This is a genomic window from Candidatus Sodalis sp. SoCistrobi, from assembly GCF_900143145.1.
Taxonomy (GTDB): domain Bacteria; phylum Pseudomonadota; class Gammaproteobacteria; order Enterobacterales; family Enterobacteriaceae; genus SoCistrobi.
Genome location: NZ_FRDB01000037.1, coordinates 1 through 16,802, shown reverse-complemented (window position 1 = coordinate 16,802; position 16,802 = coordinate 1). Strand labels below are relative to the sequence as shown.

The window sequence follows — 16,802 nt, the reverse complement described above, 5'->3', positions numbered from 1 at the left end:
CATAGGTATCTACACATTTATCGTGATACCTGTTATTACTTTGCAGAATGATTTCAACCTATCTGTTGGCGGGATTGACTCTCGCCTTACCCGCCGATATCAGACGCTGGTTAAACAGCATATGACGCCCGCGGCTCTTCTTGCTTCTGCGGTTAAAGACCTCGCAAGTGCTCAAAAATCAACTTTCGCAACTACCCAAGCTGTCTGGCGTTTTCTGAATAATAAGCGAATTAGCTTCAGTCAACTCAATGAGCCAATTATTTCGCTAGCACTTGAGCAAATTTCGCTTAGCCCGCATCCATACGCTCTCGTTGTTCATGATTGGTCACGTTTACAATTTCTTTACCATCATGCCAAATACGGACGCTTAAAAATGACGCACGGTGGCGATGTTGGATATGAACTTCAAAGCAGCTTGCTGGTTGATGCTGGCACGGGTTTGCCAATAGCGCCTCTATCTCAGACACTTACCGATGCAACCGGTTGTCATTCAACGTTGGCGGAAGGACTGTCCGAACGGCAGACACATATGGACGCCTTGACGACCGATATTGCCCGTGTGGAATCGCTTAATATAGGTAAAAAGCTGATTCATATAATTGATAGAGAGGGTGACTCTATTGGACATATGCGGACGTTGAGTACTCAAGGAATATGCTGGCTTATCCGAGGAAAAGAAGGACATGGTGCAGAGTGGCAAGGTAATTCATTGAAAATTGGTGAGATTGCTGCTCTTCTGCCATACAACGGATGCGGACAGGTAGACTGGAAAGGGAAAAAAGCTGATATGGAAATCAGTGAAACCTCGATAGTCATAACCCGAGCTGCGCAGCAGAAGCGTAAAGATAAAGAAACCGGCCGCCGCATAAAAATCCAACCTGGAGAGCCTCTGACGGTCAGATTGGTTGTTGTTCGGCTTACGGATGATCTCGGTAATGTGGTGGGACGCTGGACGCTGCTTACAAACGTTTGCAGCGAGATCACCTGCGAGGAAGTAGCTCGTTGGTATTACTGGCGCTGGAATATTGAATCATTTTTTAAGTTGCTGAAAGGTGCCGGACATGACGTAGAAACATGGCTTCAGCGCAGCGCGCCAGCCGTACTACGCAGGTTGTTAATAGCCAGTATGGCTGCTGTTCTGGTATGGCGGCTGCAACGCGCTGAAGGAGAAGAAAATGCGGCAGCCCGCCAGCTGATATGTCGCTTGTCAGGACGACAGCAAAAGCGAGGCCGCAGAGAGAGCGCTCCTGCTCTGCTCGCTGGCCTATCCATCTTGTTGAATACACTAAAATTATTATCGGAATATAGTCTGGAAGAACTTACTCATTTAGCGAGAGTTGCTCTTAAGCCTCCTCCCTGATGTGTAGATACCTATGCATTATAGGGGGTTCCGGCCCCGTGGCAACCGCTATTTTCATCAATTTCGTCTGTTTGCTGCTTTCCACAGCAAATACCGGCTTATACCTGCTTTTACACAAACTTATCCACAACCTACGGCGCAGAGACAAAATTTGGCGAGCATCGCGCAATCGTTTTCGCTACAATTCAGGCAACTTTTTCCCGTCCGGGTCGGGTGACCGCGGGCGAGATGCCACTCCGGCATTGCCGATCAATACCAAGTAACATCATTGCTATTCATATCAAGGGTCATTTGCCATGCAACCACCACGTCCTGTCCGTCGCGCGCTGCTAAGCGTTTCCGATAAAACCGGTATTCTGGCGTTCGCCCGGTCGCTGTCCGAGCGCGGCGTTGAGCTGCTTTCCACCGGCGGCACCGCCCGCCTGCTGGCCGAAGCGGGTCTACCGGTCACCGAAGTGTCCGACTATACGGGCTTTCCCGAAATGATGGACGGGCGGGTTAAAACGCTGCATCCCAAAGTGCATGGCGGGATCCTGGGCCGGCGCGATATCGATGACGCCATTATGCGCGAGCACGACATTGCCCCGATCGACATGGTGGTCGTTAACCTGTATCCCTTTGCCGCCACGGTGGCGCGCGCGGAGTGTACCCGTGAAGAGGCGGTGGAAAATATTGATATCGGTGGCCCGACCATGGTGCGCTCCGCCGCCAAGAACCATAAAGATGTCGCCATTGTGGTCAATAGCACCGACTATCCCGCGGTGGTGGCGGAAATGGATCAGCACAGCGGATCGCTCACCCTGGAGACGCGTTTCGACCTCGCTATCAAGGCCTTTGAACACACCGCCGCCTATGACAGTATGATTGCCAACTATTTCGGCAGCCAGGTGCCGGCCTATCACGGCGATGCAAAGCAGCCTTCCGGCCGCTTCCCGCGCACCCTCAATCTTAACTTTATCAAGAAACAGGATATGCGCTACGGCGAGAACGGCCACCAGCTGGCGGCGTTTTATACCGATCCCGAGACGCCGGAAGCGTCGGTGGCCACCGCGCAGCAGCTACAGGGAAAGGCGCTTTCTTACAATAATATCGCCGATACCGATGCAGCGCTCGAATGCGTAAAAACCTTTACCGAGGTGGCTTGCGTTATTGTCAAGCATGCCAACCCGTGCGGCGTGGCTACCGGCGATACCTTGCTGGCGGCCTATGATCGCGCCTACCAAACCGACCCAACGTCCGCGTTTGGCGGGATTATCGCTTTCAACCAGACGCTGGACGCCGAAACCGCCAAAGCGATTGTGAGTCGCCAGTTTGTCGAGGTCATCATCGCGCCTGCGGTCGACGACGACGCTCTGGCCGTGCTGGCCGGCAAGCAGAACGTGAGGGTACTGGCCTGCGGCACGTTGCAGCAGCCGTCGCCGGGATTGGACTTCAAACGGGTTAACGGCGGCCTGCTGGTGCAGGAGCGCGATGTCGGCATGGTGGACCTGCAGGATTTGAGTGTGGTCACCGAGCGCCAGCCGACCGAAGAAGAAATGCGTGATGCGCTTTTCTGCTGGAAAGTGGCCAAGTTCGTGAAATCCAATGCCATCGTTTATGCCCGCGACCAGCGCACCATCGGTATCGGCGCCGGGCAAATGAGCCGCGTTTATTCGGCAAAAATCGCCGGCATCAAGGCAGCGGACGAAGGTCTGGACGTCAAGGGTTCGGCGATGGCCTCAGATGCCTTTTTCCCCTTCCGCGACGGTATTGATGCCGCGGCGGCGGTAGGTGTGCGTTGCGTCATTCAGCCAGGGGGATCGATTCGCGATAACGAAGTCATCGCCGCCGCCAATGAGCATGGCATTGCCATGATCTTCACCCATATGCGTCATTTCCGCCATTAAGCTCAGGAGTTAGCTCGCCATGAATATTTTAATTATCGGCAACGGTGGACGTGAACACGCCTTGGCCTGGAAAGCCGCGCAGTCGACGCTTGCCGACAATGTCTATGTCGCGCCCGGCAATGCCGGCACCGCGCTGGAGCCGACGCTGCAAAATGTGGATATCGCCGCCACCGATATCCCGGCGCTGGTCGCCTTCGCCCACGAGCATCACATCGGGCTGACTATTGTCGGCCCTGAAGCGCCGCTGGTGCAGGGCGTGGTGGATGCCTTCCGCGCCGCCGATCTGAAGATTTTCGGCCCGACGCAGGCCACCGCGCAGTTGGAAGGCTCCAAAGCTTTCAGCAAAGACTTTCTCGCCCACCACGGTATACCGACCGCGCGCTATGAAAACTTTACCGAGGTTACGCCGGCGCTGGACTATGTGCGTCAGCAAGGGGCGCCGATCGTCATCAAAGCGGACGGCCTGGCCGCCGGAAAAGGCGTAATCGTCGCCATGACGCTGGAGGAAGCGAAATCCGCCGTAAACGATATGCTGGCCGGTAACGCCTTTGGCGATGCCGGGCATCGTATTGTCATTGAGGAATTTCTCGAGGGCGAAGAGGCCAGCTTTATTGTCATGGTGGACGGTGAACATGTGTTGCCCATGGCCACCAGCCAGGATCATAAACGCGTCGGCGATGGGGATACCGGGCCGAACACCGGCGGCATGGGCGCCTATTCACCGGCGCCGGTAGTGACCGATGAGGTGCACCGCCGGGTAATGGAGCAGGTCATTTGGCCAACGGTAAAGGGGATGGCGGCGGAAGGGAATGTCTACACCGGCTTTCTGTATGCCGGCTTGATGATAAGCCCTGATGGTCAGCCGAAGGTGATTGAGTTCAACTGCCGCTTTGGCGATCCGGAAACCCAACCTATCATGCTGCGCATGCGCTCTGATCTGGTCGCCCACTGCCTGGCGGCCACCGAAGGCCGTTTGCACGAGGAGAGGTCCGAGTGGGATGAACGGCCGGCGCTGGGTGTGGTACTGGCGGCGGGAGGCTATCCCGGCGACTACCGCACCGGGGATGAAATCAGCGGTCTACCGGTAACCGAGGCGGAAGGAGAAAAAATCTTTCACGCCGGTACCCGCCTGCATCAGGGCAAGGTACTGACCCAGGGAGGCCGCGTACTATGCGTCACCGCGCTGGGAGCCACCGTTGCTGATGCGCAGGCGAAGGCCTACCGCGCGGCCCAGCCTGTCCAATGGCGGGAAAGCTTCTGTCGCCGCGATATCGGCTACCGCGCTATCGCCCGCGACGCCTGATGCCGCTGCCAGGGCGGGCCTACGCTAGCCCGCTCTGCCACGGCGAGCTAAAGACCGTCCTTATTCGGCTGCCAAACGAGCTAAAAATCGCCCTCATTCGGCTGCCAGGGCGAGCTAAAGATCGTCCTCATTCGGCTGCCACAGCGAGCTAAAGACCGTCCTTATTCGGCTGCCAGCGGCGAGCTAAAGACCGTCCTTATTCGGATGCCAACGGCGAGCTAAAGATCGTCCTCATTCGGTTGCCAGCGGCAGAAATCCTCGTTGGCGACCAGCAATAATTGGGTGCCTTCCGGCGCCTCCAGCCAGGCGATGCCCAAGGCGCCCGACGTATGACGGGTACGGGCGGCCAGCCAGCCTGCCGCGCGCGCATCGAAATTCGGCGCCACCGGCCCGCCCTGGCAAAGCGTAATAACGCCGTTCTGCCAAACCCCTTGCTTCAACCGGACGCGGCCGGCGCGCAGCGCCTGGCTGACCTCCAGCAGGCGACGGGCCTCGAACTGATACAGCGCCGTTTCGTCATCGCTTAGCGACTCCCGCCGCTGCCCGCGCTCACGCTGCATGAAACTGAGGTGACCTTGCGCATCGAAGCGAAGCTGTACCGTTTCAGGCTGCTCTCCGCTCTGCTGACGGCGAATCTGACGCACCTCGTCCTGCTGATATTCATAGCGGGTCACGGTGGTATCACCGCCGCGGTAGGGACTGTAGACGCTTTCAAGCGTCACGCGTCCGCTGGCGGTGTCGTCTTTACGCCACAGACGCATGGCGCCGCGATCGGCGATATAGCCGGTGGCGGTAAACGCGGGAGGCGATTGATGGTAGCTACATGCCGTCAGCATCAGAGCCATAAGCCCTATGCGACCACACAGCCGTAAAGACAAAAGGGGCGTAATTGCCCCTCTGCTTATTGTTTTCACCTGCACACTGCTTTTATTTGACTGCGTCTTTCAATGCTTTACCAGAAACAAAGGCAGGCACGTTGGCAGCTGCGATTTTGATTTCTTTGCCAGTCTGCGGATTGCGGCCAGTGCGTTCGCTACGATGATTAATTTTGAAAGTGCCGAAACCAACCAATTGTACTGCATCACCCTTTTTAAGAGACTCGGTAATTGCTGCCAAAGTGGATTCCAGCGCCGACTTCGCTTGTGCCTTAGAAAGATCAGCTTTATCAGCAATTACATCAATCAGTTGAGTCTTGTTCATATGTTATCCTTACAGTGTGTTTATCGCTTGCTAAGCATCGAGTGCGACGGATATGCCGATTGACAGCACTCTCCTGCATACACGCACCGATAGCCACTTTTTTCACGCCCCCCAAATGTAGACCAGACAGGGTGCTAATGTGAAGCCTTATGGACCCGCAAAACAGGTGTTAAATCACGTTTTTCTGCCTTATTGCTGCAAATTTATCCCAATATTGCTAATTCCGGCCTCGCGCAGATCGGCGCGCAGTCCTTTAATCAATTCAATATCACGATCTTCGCAATCCGCCAATAAACGATAAATTTCCCATTGCACATCCCATTCCTGCTCAATAGCCGGCAGCGCATTAAGCGCTTCTTCGGTCATTTCCCGTTCCGCCTGGGTCATTTCAACCATCGCCACGCTGCGAATTGACGTCTCGCTTACGGTGATAGCATGCGACAACGTTTCTCCGCTCAAACGGGAATGCAAAACTTCACTGAGTGCAACACAGGCGTCTATCGCGGGATAAACGCCGTAAAAGTCATAATCATCGGCGGCAGGAATCGCTTCCTCCAGCTTTTCCAGCTGTAAATCAAAATTGACCTTAGCATCTTTTACTATCAACGTCTCCCAGACGAGATCCAGAATGCGCCGAAAGATAGCCGCGTCGCCGAAACCGGTTTGCTGACAAAACAGCTGGTAATTAGGATACATACGCTCACAGAGCGACGCCATAAACGTGATATGTTGCCAGCTTTCCAGCTTTTCCAGGCGTAAATGTATCGGATTACGTAACATCGGGTGTCCCATTACTCTTTAACTTGCGCGCAGTTTACCTGAAATTTTCCCCGGACCCTATTGCGGCGGGAAAAAGTCCGCGTCCTCCCGCGCCTGCTGCCAGCGCTGGAAAGCCGTGCGGTTTGACGCCACCGCATCCGCCCAACGCGTTGGCTCAGGGAGACGGTAACCGCGCATGCAAAGTTGCACCCAGTGCAGGGCGGATGCCAGCCCCACCCGATGGCCGGTGGAAATAAACAGCGGATTGCAGCGTAATTTACTGCGCCACACCCACGCCAGTTGCTCCCCCTTGTCCATCAGCGGCGCCAGCGCGCCCTGTGCTTCCGCCAGCGGCGCGAATTTGCCGCATAAGCGGCGCTTGGCGACGCCGATGGTCGGAATATCGACCAACAGGCCGAAATGGCTCGCCACGCCAAGACGCCGGGGATGCGAGATGCCATGGCCATCCACCAGCAGCAGATCCGGACGGTGGCCAAGTTTATCCCATGCCGCCAACAGCGCCGGGTATTCGCGAAACGACAGAAAACCGGGAATATACGGCATCGTGGTAGTGACCCGCGCCACCTGAAACTCGACGAGCTCCAGCGACGGAAAGCGCAGCAGGGCAATGGCGGCACGAGTCACCTCGCCCCCCTGTTCAAAGCCGACATCCGCGCCGGCGATAAGCCCGGGCTGGCTAAAGGCAAAATCGTCGTGCCGAATGACTTTCCCCGCCGTGGCTATTTGTTCGGCGCGCAGTGCAGCGATATCCATAATTGAATATCCTAGCGGTGATAGGACGGCGACAGCCGGTGTACCGCTGCCACGAAATGGCCCGCATGCGCCGGCGGCACTTCCTGATGAATACCGTGCCCGAGATTGAACACATGCCCTTCGCCCGGGCCGAAAGCGTCCAGAATAGTCGCAACTTCGCGCTCAATTCGCGCCGGCGAGCCATAGAGCACCGATGGATCCATATTGCCCTGCAGCGCCACTTTGTCGCCGACCCGGCGGCGGGCGTCCGCGATATCGGTGCTCCAGTCGAGGCCAAGCGCATCGCAGCCGGTGGCGGCCATCGCCTCCAGCCACTGACCGCCGCCTTTGGTGAATAGTGTCACCGGCACCCGACGGCCCTCCTGCTCACGCAGCAGGCCGTCAACGATTTTGTGCATATAGTGCAGGGAAAACTCGCGATAGTCGGCGCCGGTCAGCGCGCCGCCCCAGGTGTCGAACAGCATGACCGCCTGGGCGCCGGCGCGGATTTGCCCGTTGAGATACAGCACGACGCTGTCCGCCAATTTATCTAACAGCAAATGTAACGTTTCCGGCTCGGCGTACAGCATCTGTTTGATTTTATTGAAGGCTTTGCTGCTGCCGCCTTCCACCATATAGGTGGCCAGCGTCCAGGGACTGCCCGAGAAGCCGATGAGCGGCACCGCCCCCTGCAAACGCTGTCGGATGGCGCGCACCGCATTCATCACATAGCCGAGCTCCTGTTCGGGATCGGGTATCGGCAGCTGTTCCACGTCGCGCCGATGCTGAATCGGCCGGGCAAAGCGCGGTCCTTCACCCTGTTCAAACCACAGACCCAGCCCCATTGCGTCCGGGACGGTGAGAATATCGGAAAACAAAATGGCGGCATCCAGCGGAAAACGACGCAGCGGCTGCAGCGTCACTTCACAGGCCAGATCGGCATTGCGGCACAGCGCCATGAAATCACCGGCCTCGGCGCGCGTCGCTTTGTATTCCGGCAAATAACGGCCGGCCTGGCGCATCATCCAAACGGGCGTTACGTCGACCGGCTGGCGCAGCAGCGCGCGCAAATAACGGTCGTTTTTCAATTCACTCATTCAGGTTTCCTTGCTGTTAGAGGTGAATTGTAGCATGTACGCCGGGTTTTACCGATGCGCGCGGCACAGCGCGACGGTATCTTCAATCAGCCGGCGCGCTACGGTCCCTGGCGGCGGCAGCAGCGGCAGCGCGTCGTAACGATACCAGCCGGCGTCGAGAAGCTCATGGGGATCGTGCCGGATATCGCCACCGTCATATTCGGCCATGAACGCCATCATCAGCGAATGGGGAAACGGCCAGGGCTGCGAGGTCACGTAACGCACATTTTTGACCCGCACCTGCGTCTCCTCCATTACCTCGCGCGCCACGCATTGTTCCAGCGTCTCACCCACTTCGACAAAGCCGGCCAGCACGGTATAGATTTCCCCGCGATGGCGGCTGTGGCGCGCCAGCAAAATACGCTCATCGCGACGGATAGCCACGATAATGCAGGGCGCGATTTGCGGGTAATACCGTTCATGGCAGTGGTCGCACAAACAGGCCCATTCCGTCTTGCTGAGGCGCATGGCGTGGCCGCAATAGCCGCAGTGGCGATGGGAACGGTAGAACTCCGCGAGCTGCGCGCCCCGTCCGGCAAGCTGAAACAGGCCCGGTTCGGCATCAAGTATTTGCCGTACCGATCCCATATCCCGCGGCATCGTTCGGCGCACCAGCCAAACGGTGGCCCCCGCCCATTCGCCGATAGGCAGCGCGGGCAAGCCGGTAAGCCCGGCCGCCGCCGCGCTACCAAAGGGCAGCTCCCCCTTCGGCAGCCAGAGTTTGGCCTCCTGGCTGACCACCCACCAGCCCTGTTCATTCCCGCTAAGTTCGTGTTCCATTTTAGTTGCATTACCTCTTGTTCACTGGCAAGCTAGAAAACCTTAACGTTTTGCTCGCTTTTATTTATCAGTCACGCAGCGTTATTTTTATCACTTCGGAGTCAATCATGCTAAACCAGTTGGAAAACCTGGCGAAATGCGTTGGTGGCAATAATGAACTTATTGATCAATGGTTACAGGCCCGCAAAGGACTTTTAGTGGCTTATTACCATTTGATCGGCCTCAAGCCCAACAAAGAAAAGCATACTCCGCTGGACGAAGAAGCGCTGGACGCCTTTTGCCATCAGTTGGTGGATTATCTCTCCGCCGGGCATTTCCACGTTTACGATCGTATCGTGCCGGAGGGCGAGAGCTCGTCCGCGCTGACCTACAGCGGTCTGCAGGAAAACACGCAGCAAATCATGGCGCTCTACGACAGCCATTTTGAAAACGCCATTGACCACGACAACTGTCTGTCATTCCAGGAAGCGTTGTCGGGCGTGGGCGAAGCGCTGGCGACGCGTTTCGTCCTTGAGGATAAACTGATTCAGCAAGCGATGGAGTACAGTGTGCAAGCCGCATCGGCCCTCCCCGCCGCCAACAGCGCCGATATTGCCCGGCCGGCCTGAGTCATCCCGGCAACGATCGGCGCAGGTGCCGCCGTTCCGGTTAAGTGCAAAGAAAATGTAGTCGGTTTGCGGTCCGCCTGGCGGACCATTATCTTGTCAGAGTGCCCAGCGCGTATGTTACGCCGGGCTGAGACCGTTAATTCGGGATCCGCGGAACCTGATCAGGTTAAAACCTGCGAAGGGAACAAGAGTAATTCAGCCACGTTGGCGTCAATGCCCCTTTGCGGCCTTGGCGTCCTCCATTACTCCCCGTAGCGCTCCTGACAAGCAACTCCCGGTAATCTTATTGAGGAACTTGCTATGTCACACTCATCTGCTCCCGGCTCACGCCGTACCCGCCGCGCGCAGGCGCAGGCGTTTATCGATACCCTCACCGGCACCGATTTTCCCCGCTCCCGCCGCATCTATATACAAGGGCAGCACCCGTCAGTCCGCGTACCGATGCGCGAAATACAGCTCAGCCCCACCCATATCGGCGGCCAAGGTGACGATGCGCAATATGAGGATAACGAACCGGTGCCGGTATACGATACCGCCGGTCCCTATGGCGACCCGACGGTACCCATCAATGTCCGCGCCGGACTGTCGCCGCTGCGCGCGCAATGGATCGCGGCGCGCCAGGACAGCGAACCGGTGCCGGCGCTCAGCTCGGGTTACAGCAGCGCGCGCCGCGACGATGCCGGACTGGACCACCTGCGCTTTGCCACGCCGCCCACGCCGCAGCGCGCACGCGCAGGCCGCTGCGTCACCCAATTGCACTACGCCCGGGCCGGTATCATCACGCCGGAAATGGAATTTATCGCGCTGCGGGAAAATATGGGGCGGGAACGCATCCGCGGCGAGACCCTCCGCCAGCAGCACTTGGGCCAGGCGTTCGGCGCAGCGCTGGCGGAAAATATCAGCGCGGAGTTCGTGCGCCAAGAAGTGGCCGCAGGCCGCGCCATTATTCCCGCCAATATCAATCACCCCGAATCGGAGCCGATGATCATTGGCCGCCACTTTTTGGTTAAGGTCAACGCCAACATCGGTAACTCGGCGGTGACCTCTTCCATCGAGGAAGAAGTGGAAAAGCTGGTATGGGCCACCCGCTGGGGCGCGGATACCGTGATGGACCTTTCTACCGGGCGCTATATTCATGAAACGCGCGAGTGGATTTTGCGCAATAGCCCGGTACCCATCGGTACCGTCCCCCTGTATCAGGCGCTGGAAAAAGTTCATGGAGTAGCGGAAAACCTCACTTGGGAGATTTTCCGCGACACGCTGTTGGAGCAGGCGGAACAGGGCGTGGATTATTTTACCCTGCACGCGGGCGTGCTGCTGCGCTATGTGCCGATGACCGCGCGACGCCTGACCGGTATCGTCTCACGCGGCGGCTCCATCATGGCCAAATGGTGCCTGTCTCATCACCAGGAAAACTTCCTGTATACGCATTTCCGCGACATTTGCCAGATCTGCGCCGCCTATGATGTGGCGTTGTCGCTGGGGGACGGCCTGCGCCCCGGTTCGATTCAGGACGCCAACGATGAAGCGCAATTCGCCGAGCTCTATACCCTGGGCGAGCTGACCAAAATCGCCTGGGAATACGATGTGCAGGTCATGATTGAAGGTCCGGGACATGTGCCGATGCAGATGATCCGGCGCAATATGACCGAACAGCTGACGCATTGCCATGAAGCGCCTTTCTATACGCTGGGGCCGCTTACCACCGATATTGCCCCCGGCTATGACCATATCACGTCCGGTATCGGCGCGGCGCTGATTGGCTGGTACGGCTGCGCGATGCTGTGCTATGTCACGCCGAAAGAGCATCTGGGGTTACCGAATAAAGAAGACGTCAAACAGGGACTGATTACGTACAAAATCGCCGCCCACGCCGCCGATCTCGCCAAGGGCCATCCCGGCGCGCAAATCCGTGATAACGCCATGTCGAAAGCGCGCTTTGAATTTCGCTGGGAAGATCAATTCAATCTGGCGCTGGATCCGGACACCGCCCGCGCCTTTCACGACGAAACGCTACCGCAGGCGTCGGGTAAAGTGGCGCATTTCTGCTCCATGTGCGGTCCGAAATTCTGTTCAATGAAAATATCCCGCGAAGTGCGCGATTACGCCGATGCACAGGCGGCACAGGCCAAAGCCGCGGGGATGGCCGACATGGCGTCGGCGTTCCGGGCCCGCGGCGGGGATATCTATCTGCCGTCGTCCAGTAGCGAGGTGAGCGATGAATACTAATTCTCCTTTCGCACCGGTACCGCATCGACTCGGCCTTTATCCGGTGGTGGATTCGCTGGCCTGGCTGGTGCGCATGCTGGATGCCGGCGTCACAACGGTGCAATTGCGCATTAAAGACAGCAGCGAGGCGCAGGTGACGGCGGATATCGAGGCGGCGGTCCTGCTGGGTCGCCGTTACGACGCCCGGGTGTTTATTAACGATTACTGGCGGTTGGCTATTCATCATGGCGCCTACGGCGTGCATCTGGGTCAGGAGGATATGGATAGCGCCGACGCCGACGCCATCCGCGCCGCCGGTCTGCGGCTGGGCCTGTCCACCCATGACGGGGCAGAGCTGGCGCGCGCGCTGGCCTGGCGGCCCTCTTATATTGCCCTCGGCCATATTTTTCCCACCGCCACCAAAGTCATGCCCTCCCGGCCGCAGGGGTTAGAGACGCTGCGACGTCTGGTTGCCGAGCTGCCGCCGATGCCGACGGTTGCCATCGGCGGCATCGGTCGCGAACAGGTAGAAGCGGTGCTGGCCTGTGGCGTCGGCAGCGTGGCGGTGGTCAGCACTATCACCCGGGCGCCAGACTGGCGCCAGGCGACCAAGGACTTGCAACAGCAAATAGCGGCATGGGAGCGTGACCATGAACGATGATCGACAGCGCACCACGGCCACTGCCGTTTGCCCGCCAACGGCCGCGGCGTTGGACGATCAGGCATTCTTACGCTACAGCCGCCAGCTCTTGCTAGAGGATATCGGCATTGAAGGTCAACAACGGCTGCAGGCGGCGACGGTGCTGCTGGCCGGGTTGGGCGGGTCTGGGCTCGCCGGCTGCGCTGTATCTGGCGGCCGCCGGCGTCGGCACGCTACTATTGGCCGATGACGATGCGCTGCACATGACCAATTTGCAACGGCAGATCCTTTACCGCAGCGACGAAATCGGCCAGTCGAAGGCACAAGCCGCGCAGCGGGCGCTGGCGGCGCTCAACCCCGGCGGCCGCTACCTGCCGCTTACGCGGCGGCTGGAGGGCGATTGGCTTGACCAGCAGGTTGCACGCGCCGATCTGGTGCTGGATTGTAGCGATAATATGGCCACCCGCCACGCCATCAATGCCGCCTGCGTGCGGCGGGGCACCGCGCTTATCAGCGCCAGCGCGGTCGGTTTCGACGGCCAGTTGCTCACCTTACGCCCGCCATGGCGCGAGGGCTGCTATGCCTCCCTGTTTCCAGATAAAGAAGAGCTCCAACGCAACTGCCGCACCGCCGGGGTTGTGGGCCCGGTGGTCGGCATGATGGGCACGCTACAGGCGCTGGAGGCAATCAAACTTCTTTGCGGCATGCCGAGCGATAGCGCCGGCCAATTGCGGTTGTTCGATGGCAAAACCTTACAATGGCGCACCCTGCGCCTGAACCGCGACCCCCACTGTCCGGTCTGCGCGGCCGCGTCAGCGTCCCCCGCGCGGGCGGTCGGGAGCGCCCGGAGAGTTATCCGATGAAAATCACACTTAACGACCTGCCGCTGGAGCTGGCGCTGGAGCTGGCGCAGCCGGTAACGCTGGCGGTGTTACTCACGGAACATCATCACCCCGCGCCGGGCACCCGCCCTGGCGGTCAACCAAACCATCATCCCGCGCCGGCAGTGGGCGGATTACCGGGTACAGGATGGTGACGATATTCTCTTATTCCAGGCAATCGCCGGAGGCTAATCCATGTTTACCCTAGCAGAAACGTCCTTTCAGTCGCGTTTATTCACCGGTACCGGCAAATTCGCCTCGGCGCAGCTGATGCTGGACGCCATCCTCGCCTCCGGCAGCGAACTGGTTACCCTGGCGATGCGCCGGGTCGATTTACGCGGCGGCGACGATGCGCTGCTGCCGGCATTACGGCAGGCCGGCGTCCGGTTACTGCCCAATACGTCCGGCGCCAAAACCGCCGAAGAGGCGGTGTTCGCCGCCCGTTTGGCGCGCGAAGCGCTGGGCACCCATTGGATCAAGCTTGAAATCCACCCAGACATGCAATACCTGTTGCCCGATCCGATAGAAACACTAAAAGCGGCGGAGCAGTTGGTCAAAGAGGGGTTTGTGGTGTTGCCCTACTGTGGCGCCGACCCGGTTCTCTGCCGCCGGCTGGCAGAGGCGGGTTGCGCGGCGGTAATGCCGCTGGGATCGCCTATCGGCTCGAATCAGGGGCTAAAAACCCGTGATTTCCTGCGTATTATCATCGAGCAATCGCAGGTCCCGGTGGTGGTGGATGCGGGTATCAGCGCGCCAAGTCAGGCGCTGGAAGCGCTGGAAATGGGCGCGGAAGCGGTGCTGGTCAACACCGCCATTGCCGTGGCGCAGGATCCCGTTGCCATGGCGCGCGCTTTCCGGGTCGCGCTGGAAGCCGGCGAATTGGCCCGCCAGGCCGGTCTGGCGCCGCGCCGTCGTCAAGCCAGCGCCACCAGCCCGCTGAACGGCTTTCTAACCCCCTCGGCGGAGGCGCAAGCATGACCACCTTTACCCAACACTGGCAACAGATCCAATGGGACGACGTCGGCATGCGGATCCACAGCCAGACGGCCCACGACGTCGAACGGGCGCTGGCGGCGGAAAACCCCGGACCGGCGGAAATGATGGCGCTACTGTCGCCGGCGGCGCTGCCCTATCTGGAGCCGCTGGCTCAGCGAGCGCAGCGGTTGACCCGCCAACGCTTTGGCAACACCATCAATTTTTACTTGCCGCTTTACCTGTCTAATCTCTGCGCCAACGATTGCACTTACTGCGGCTTTTCCATGAGCAACCGTATCCGCCGCAAAACGCTGGATGAACAGGAAATCCTCAGCGAGTGCCGGGCTATCCGCGCCAAGGGCATTGACAACGTACTGCTGGTGACCGGCGAGCATAAAAGCAAAGTCGGCATCGACTATTTTCGTCGTTACGTGCCGCTGGTGCGCCAGGAATTCAGCTCGCTGATGATGGAGGTGCAACCGCTTTCACAGGCGGAATACGCCGAGCTAAAAGGCCTGGGGCTGGACGGCGTGCTGGTGTATCAGGAAACCTATCATCCGCCCACCTATCGGCGCCATCATTTGCGCGGGCAGAAACAGGATTTTGTCTGGCGGCTTGAAACGCCGGATCGTCTGGCGCGAGCCTATAGAGAAGTAATTTATTTGATACTTACGGGAATTGGTGGGATCTGGCGGGAATTCGTGGGATTTCTTAGGTTTAGGGATGATTTATGTATTTGATACCGATGAACAAAAAAAGAACAAAAGAGAGCCTATAGGCAAAACATTTGATACTTACTGCAACGGCCTTAAAACCGCTTTTAAAAGAGCTTTAATACTTAAAAAACCAACTCTTTTGGGTTGAGCCAGTGCATCAAGCACTGGCCTGATGCTTATAATTTACTTCCTCCGCAAGGGTACTACATTGCTTGATAGCAAGTAAAATCTCTCTGACTCGATCAGCCGGTAGTGCCTGCAAACTTAAAGCAGCCGTCCGTTGTTCTCCTGAAAGCTTAAGTAAATCCAAGCCTCCTTGTTCCAGCAGCAATGCCAGTACTTCAGCGCCTTTACGCCCTAGCAATCTAGCTAGCTTTTTTCGCTCTACAGGCTCCAGCGATCTTAAAATAGCATTAAGGTCTTGCAGGTCTTGATCATCAGGTAATGATACATCCTGCTGTGCCTGCTGACCATTTACCAGCCAGTCAATACTGACACTCTCTTTATGAGCAATAAATTGAACCATACTTAGCAATGGTTGAGTATTCTTGCTTAAGTAATTGTTCAAAGTTGATGTTGGAATCCCCCAGTCTTTTGCCGCCGCACGGACACTTCTGTTACCTATAAGCACTCGCAGGCGATCTTTAAAGCTTTCTTTTCCATCATATTGCAAGGAAAGAGCCTTGCTTTTGGTGCTTGTCATTTTCTTTTCCTATAACTAATTGAAAAAAATAATTTTTTCTTAACTTGGCTAACAATAAAGCTTTTACTGAAAGGAAGAATTCTAATTTGCTTTACTTTGATTCAAGTTAGGCTTATTGTCGTATCTACAGATAACACCAGCGTGTTATCGGTACGCTAACTGTTCAGGGTAATCGAATGATGCTTAGAAATGAAGAAATAAACCGTGACTGGCGCAGGGAGTACATTGTTGCAGCAGTACATGTGAAGGGGTTCACGTTACGGCAACTCTCGTTAAAAGCAGGTCTGAAAGCCGATTCACTACGAAACGTGCTCGATCGCCCCTGCAAGAAATACGAACGCATTGTTGCCGAAGCGATCGGCGTCACGCCGGAGGAAACCTGGCCTAGTCGGTATCCTCGTTCCTGCGAGGTCGCTTGATCATGTTTGTGTCCGCAAACGAATTACTGGGGATCACTGGATTACCGGGCACCGTGCAAGGGATCAGGCTGGCGCTGAATAAATGGGCGGGCAATGCTGAGTCCATAAAACGTAAACGCGCAGGCACCAAGGCTTACGAGTACCACATTGATTGCCTGCCAGCGGAAGCCCAGCGCGTACTCCGCGAGCGTCATCTCCAGCAGATGATGACTGCTGCCCCTGCGGATGCGGCTGCCAGTAAAACAGAGGTATCAAAGGCCAGCGCTGACCTCGAAAAAGCGGGCAAGCTGGACGTTTACCGCCGTTGCCCAGCATTGATTGGGGACAGGTTAGCCGACCTGACGGATAGGGTCTGTAAATTTTTTTGTGTAAATGGCTCCATCGCTTAACTGGAGATTCGTTCTCCATACATCAACATGAATTGGCTCATAGCAGGTTTCCAGTCTCTGAGTGGCATGGTCCATTTGGCGGAAAT

General features: G+C 57.4%; 18 protein-coding genes, 2 pseudogenes and 1 riboswitch. Of the genes and pseudogenes, 13 read left to right on the top strand and 7 right to left on the bottom strand.

From position 1 onward, the window contains the following. From CINSTRO3249_RS04400 to purD, 3 genes are all read left to right on the top strand, one after another. Window positions 1–1,360, top strand: a 1,360-nt coding sequence (locus CINSTRO3249_RS04400; RefSeq protein ID WP_254304262.1) for a flagellar biosynthesis protein FlhF, incomplete at its 5' end; no start/stop codon positions are given. Window positions 1,361–1,656: 296 nt separating this feature from the next. Further along, window positions 1,657–3,246, top strand: a complete 1,590-nt coding sequence (purH, locus tag CINSTRO3249_RS04395) for a bifunctional phosphoribosylaminoimidazolecarboxamide formyltransferase/IMP cyclohydrolase (protein ID WP_074012348.1) — start codon at window positions 1,657–1,659, stop codon at window positions 3,244–3,246. Window positions 3,247–3,265: 19 nt separating this feature from the next. Beyond that, the gene (gene purD / locus CINSTRO3249_RS04390) at window positions 3,266–4,549 is read left to right on the top strand and encodes a phosphoribosylamine--glycine ligase (RefSeq protein ID WP_074012347.1); all 1,284 of its coding nucleotides are present in this window, start codon (window positions 3,266–3,268) and stop codon (window positions 4,547–4,549) included. A 218-nt stretch (window positions 4,550–4,767) separates the two neighbouring features. On the opposite strand, the gene CINSTRO3249_RS04385 is transcribed toward purD, so the two are convergent. From CINSTRO3249_RS04385 to nudC, 6 genes are all read right to left on the bottom strand, one after another. Next, window positions 4,768–5,385 carry a DUF1481 domain-containing protein gene (locus tag CINSTRO3249_RS04385; RefSeq protein WP_254304288.1) on the bottom strand — a complete coding sequence of 206 codons (618 nt, stop codon included), beginning with the start codon at window positions 5,383–5,385 and terminating at the stop codon, window positions 4,768–4,770. 91 nt (window positions 5,386–5,476) lie between these two features. Beyond that, window positions 5,477–5,749: a nucleoid-associated protein HU-alpha gene (hupA, locus tag CINSTRO3249_RS04380; RefSeq protein ID WP_074012345.1), complete on the bottom strand. Its 273-nt coding sequence runs from the start codon at window positions 5,747–5,749 to the stop codon at window positions 5,477–5,479. A gap of 189 nt (window positions 5,750–5,938) precedes the next feature. Then, window positions 5,939–6,529, bottom strand: a complete 591-nt coding sequence (locus tag CINSTRO3249_RS04375) for a YjaG family protein (protein WP_074012344.1) — start codon at window positions 6,527–6,529, stop codon at window positions 5,939–5,941. Between the two features lie 57 nt (window positions 6,530–6,586). Next, entirely contained in the window at window positions 6,587–7,285 is a 699-nt protein-coding gene (gene nfi / locus CINSTRO3249_RS04370; protein ID WP_174249727.1) for a deoxyribonuclease V, read from the bottom strand. A gap of 8 nt (window positions 7,286–7,293) precedes the next feature. Beyond that, window positions 7,294–8,358: a uroporphyrinogen decarboxylase gene (gene hemE, locus CINSTRO3249_RS04365; protein WP_074012342.1), complete on the bottom strand. Its 1,065-nt coding sequence runs from the start codon at window positions 8,356–8,358 to the stop codon at window positions 7,294–7,296. A gap of 48 nt (window positions 8,359–8,406) precedes the next feature. Beyond that, the gene (gene nudC / locus CINSTRO3249_RS04360) at window positions 8,407–9,177 is read right to left on the bottom strand and encodes an NAD(+) diphosphatase (protein WP_074012341.1); all 771 of its coding nucleotides are present in this window, start codon (window positions 9,175–9,177) and stop codon (window positions 8,407–8,409) included. Window positions 9,178–9,284: 107 nt separating this feature from the next. Here nudC and CINSTRO3249_RS04355 point away from each other — a divergent pair, with 107 nt between their 5' ends. From CINSTRO3249_RS04355 to CINSTRO3249_RS17115, 8 genes and pseudogenes are all read left to right on the top strand, one after another. Further along, window positions 9,285–9,785, top strand: coding sequence for an Rsd/AlgQ family anti-sigma factor (locus tag CINSTRO3249_RS04355; protein ID WP_074012349.1), 501 nt, complete (start codon window positions 9,285–9,287; stop codon window positions 9,783–9,785). Window positions 9,786–9,872: 87 nt separating this feature from the next. Continuing rightward, window positions 9,873–9,986, top strand: a riboswitch (TPP riboswitch). 99 nt (window positions 9,987–10,085) lie between these two features. Next, on the top strand, window positions 10,086–12,014 hold the full coding sequence (thiC, locus tag CINSTRO3249_RS04350) for a phosphomethylpyrimidine synthase ThiC (protein ID WP_074012340.1): 1,929 nt from the start codon (window positions 10,086–10,088) through the stop codon (window positions 12,012–12,014). Beyond that, a complete protein-coding gene (gene thiE / locus CINSTRO3249_RS04345; RefSeq protein ID WP_074012339.1) occupies window positions 12,004–12,654 on the top strand; it encodes a thiamine phosphate synthase in 651 nt (216 codons plus the stop codon). Before thiC ends, thiE begins: the two co-directional genes overlap by 11 nt. Continuing rightward, window positions 12,644–13,496: pseudogene (locus tag CINSTRO3249_RS04340) on the top strand (ThiF family adenylyltransferase). Before thiE ends, CINSTRO3249_RS04340 begins: the two are co-directional and overlap by 11 nt. Then, window positions 13,493–13,706 (top strand): annotated as a pseudogene (thiS, locus tag CINSTRO3249_RS04335) (sulfur carrier protein ThiS). The pseudogenes CINSTRO3249_RS04340 and thiS overlap by 4 nt, the downstream one beginning before the upstream one ends. Window positions 13,707–13,709: 3 nt before the next feature. Beyond that, window positions 13,710–14,492: a thiazole synthase gene (locus CINSTRO3249_RS04330; protein ID WP_074012338.1), complete on the top strand. Its 783-nt coding sequence runs from the start codon at window positions 13,710–13,712 to the stop codon at window positions 14,490–14,492. Then, complete coding sequence (locus CINSTRO3249_RS04325; protein WP_084790110.1) at window positions 14,489–15,229, top strand: radical SAM protein; 741 nt, start codon at window positions 14,489–14,491, stop codon at window positions 15,227–15,229. Before CINSTRO3249_RS04330 ends, CINSTRO3249_RS04325 begins: the two co-directional genes overlap by 4 nt. Continuing rightward, window positions 15,213–15,353 (top strand): hypothetical protein, encoded by a 141-nt coding sequence (locus CINSTRO3249_RS17115; RefSeq protein WP_174249726.1) that lies wholly within the window; start codon window positions 15,213–15,215, stop codon window positions 15,351–15,353. The genes CINSTRO3249_RS04325 and CINSTRO3249_RS17115 overlap by 17 nt, the downstream gene beginning before the upstream one ends. Window positions 15,354–15,362: 9 nt before the next feature. Here CINSTRO3249_RS17115 and CINSTRO3249_RS04320 read toward each other — a convergent pair whose 3' ends face one another. Further along, a complete protein-coding gene (locus CINSTRO3249_RS04320; protein WP_074012337.1) occupies window positions 15,363–15,908 on the bottom strand; it encodes a hypothetical protein in 546 nt (181 codons plus the stop codon). 176 nt (window positions 15,909–16,084) lie between these two features. Between CINSTRO3249_RS04320 and CINSTRO3249_RS04315 the strand changes: the two genes are divergently transcribed. Both CINSTRO3249_RS04315 and CINSTRO3249_RS04310 read left to right on the top strand, forming a co-directional pair. After that, the gene (locus CINSTRO3249_RS04315; protein ID WP_074012336.1) at window positions 16,085–16,327 is read left to right on the top strand and encodes a helix-turn-helix domain-containing protein; all 243 of its coding nucleotides are present in this window, start codon (window positions 16,085–16,087) and stop codon (window positions 16,325–16,327) included. Between the two features lie 2 nt (window positions 16,328–16,329). Continuing rightward, a complete protein-coding gene (locus CINSTRO3249_RS04310; RefSeq protein WP_074012335.1) occupies window positions 16,330–16,716 on the top strand; it encodes a DNA-binding protein in 387 nt (128 codons plus the stop codon). Window positions 16,717–16,802: the final 86 nt, after the last annotated feature.

Bases quoted from the DNA above. Each gene is read 5' to 3' on its own strand.
- purH (WP_074012348.1), top strand. From the start codon at position 1,657: ATGCAACCACCACGTCCTGTCCGTCGCGCGCTGCTAAGCGTTTCCGAT.
- purD (WP_074012347.1), top strand. From the start codon at position 3,266: ATGAATATTTTAATTATCGGCAACGGTGGACGTGAACACGCCTTGGCC.
- CINSTRO3249_RS04385 (WP_254304288.1), bottom strand. From the start codon at position 5,385: ATGCTGACGGCATGTAGCTACCATCAATCGCCTCCCGCGTTTACCGCC.
- hupA (WP_074012345.1), bottom strand. From the start codon at position 5,749: ATGAACAAGACTCAACTGATTGATGTAATTGCTGATAAAGCTGATCTT.
- CINSTRO3249_RS04375 (WP_074012344.1), bottom strand. From the start codon at position 6,529: ATGTTACGTAATCCGATACATTTACGCCTGGAAAAGCTGGAAAGCTGG.
- hemE (WP_074012342.1), bottom strand. From the start codon at position 8,358: ATGAGTGAATTGAAAAACGACCGTTATTTGCGCGCGCTGCTGCGCCAG.
- nudC (WP_074012341.1), bottom strand. From the start codon at position 9,177: ATGGAACACGAACTTAGCGGGAATGAACAGGGCTGGTGGGTGGTCAGC.
- CINSTRO3249_RS04355 (WP_074012349.1), top strand. From the start codon at position 9,285: ATGCTAAACCAGTTGGAAAACCTGGCGAAATGCGTTGGTGGCAATAAT.
- thiC (WP_074012340.1), top strand. From the start codon at position 10,086: ATGTCACACTCATCTGCTCCCGGCTCACGCCGTACCCGCCGCGCGCAG.
- thiE (WP_074012339.1), top strand. From the start codon at position 12,004: ATGAATACTAATTCTCCTTTCGCACCGGTACCGCATCGACTCGGCCTT.
- CINSTRO3249_RS04330 (WP_074012338.1), top strand. From the start codon at position 13,710: ATGTTTACCCTAGCAGAAACGTCCTTTCAGTCGCGTTTATTCACCGGT.
- CINSTRO3249_RS04325 (WP_084790110.1), top strand. From the start codon at position 14,489: ATGACCACCTTTACCCAACACTGGCAACAGATCCAATGGGACGACGTC.
- CINSTRO3249_RS17115 (WP_174249726.1), top strand. From the start codon at position 15,213: ATGATTTATGTATTTGATACCGATGAACAAAAAAAGAACAAAAGAGAG.
- CINSTRO3249_RS04320 (WP_074012337.1), bottom strand. From the start codon at position 15,908: ATGACAAGCACCAAAAGCAAGGCTCTTTCCTTGCAATATGATGGAAAA.
- CINSTRO3249_RS04315 (WP_074012336.1), top strand. From the start codon at position 16,085: ATGATGCTTAGAAATGAAGAAATAAACCGTGACTGGCGCAGGGAGTAC.
- CINSTRO3249_RS04310 (WP_074012335.1), top strand. From the start codon at position 16,330: ATGTTTGTGTCCGCAAACGAATTACTGGGGATCACTGGATTACCGGGC.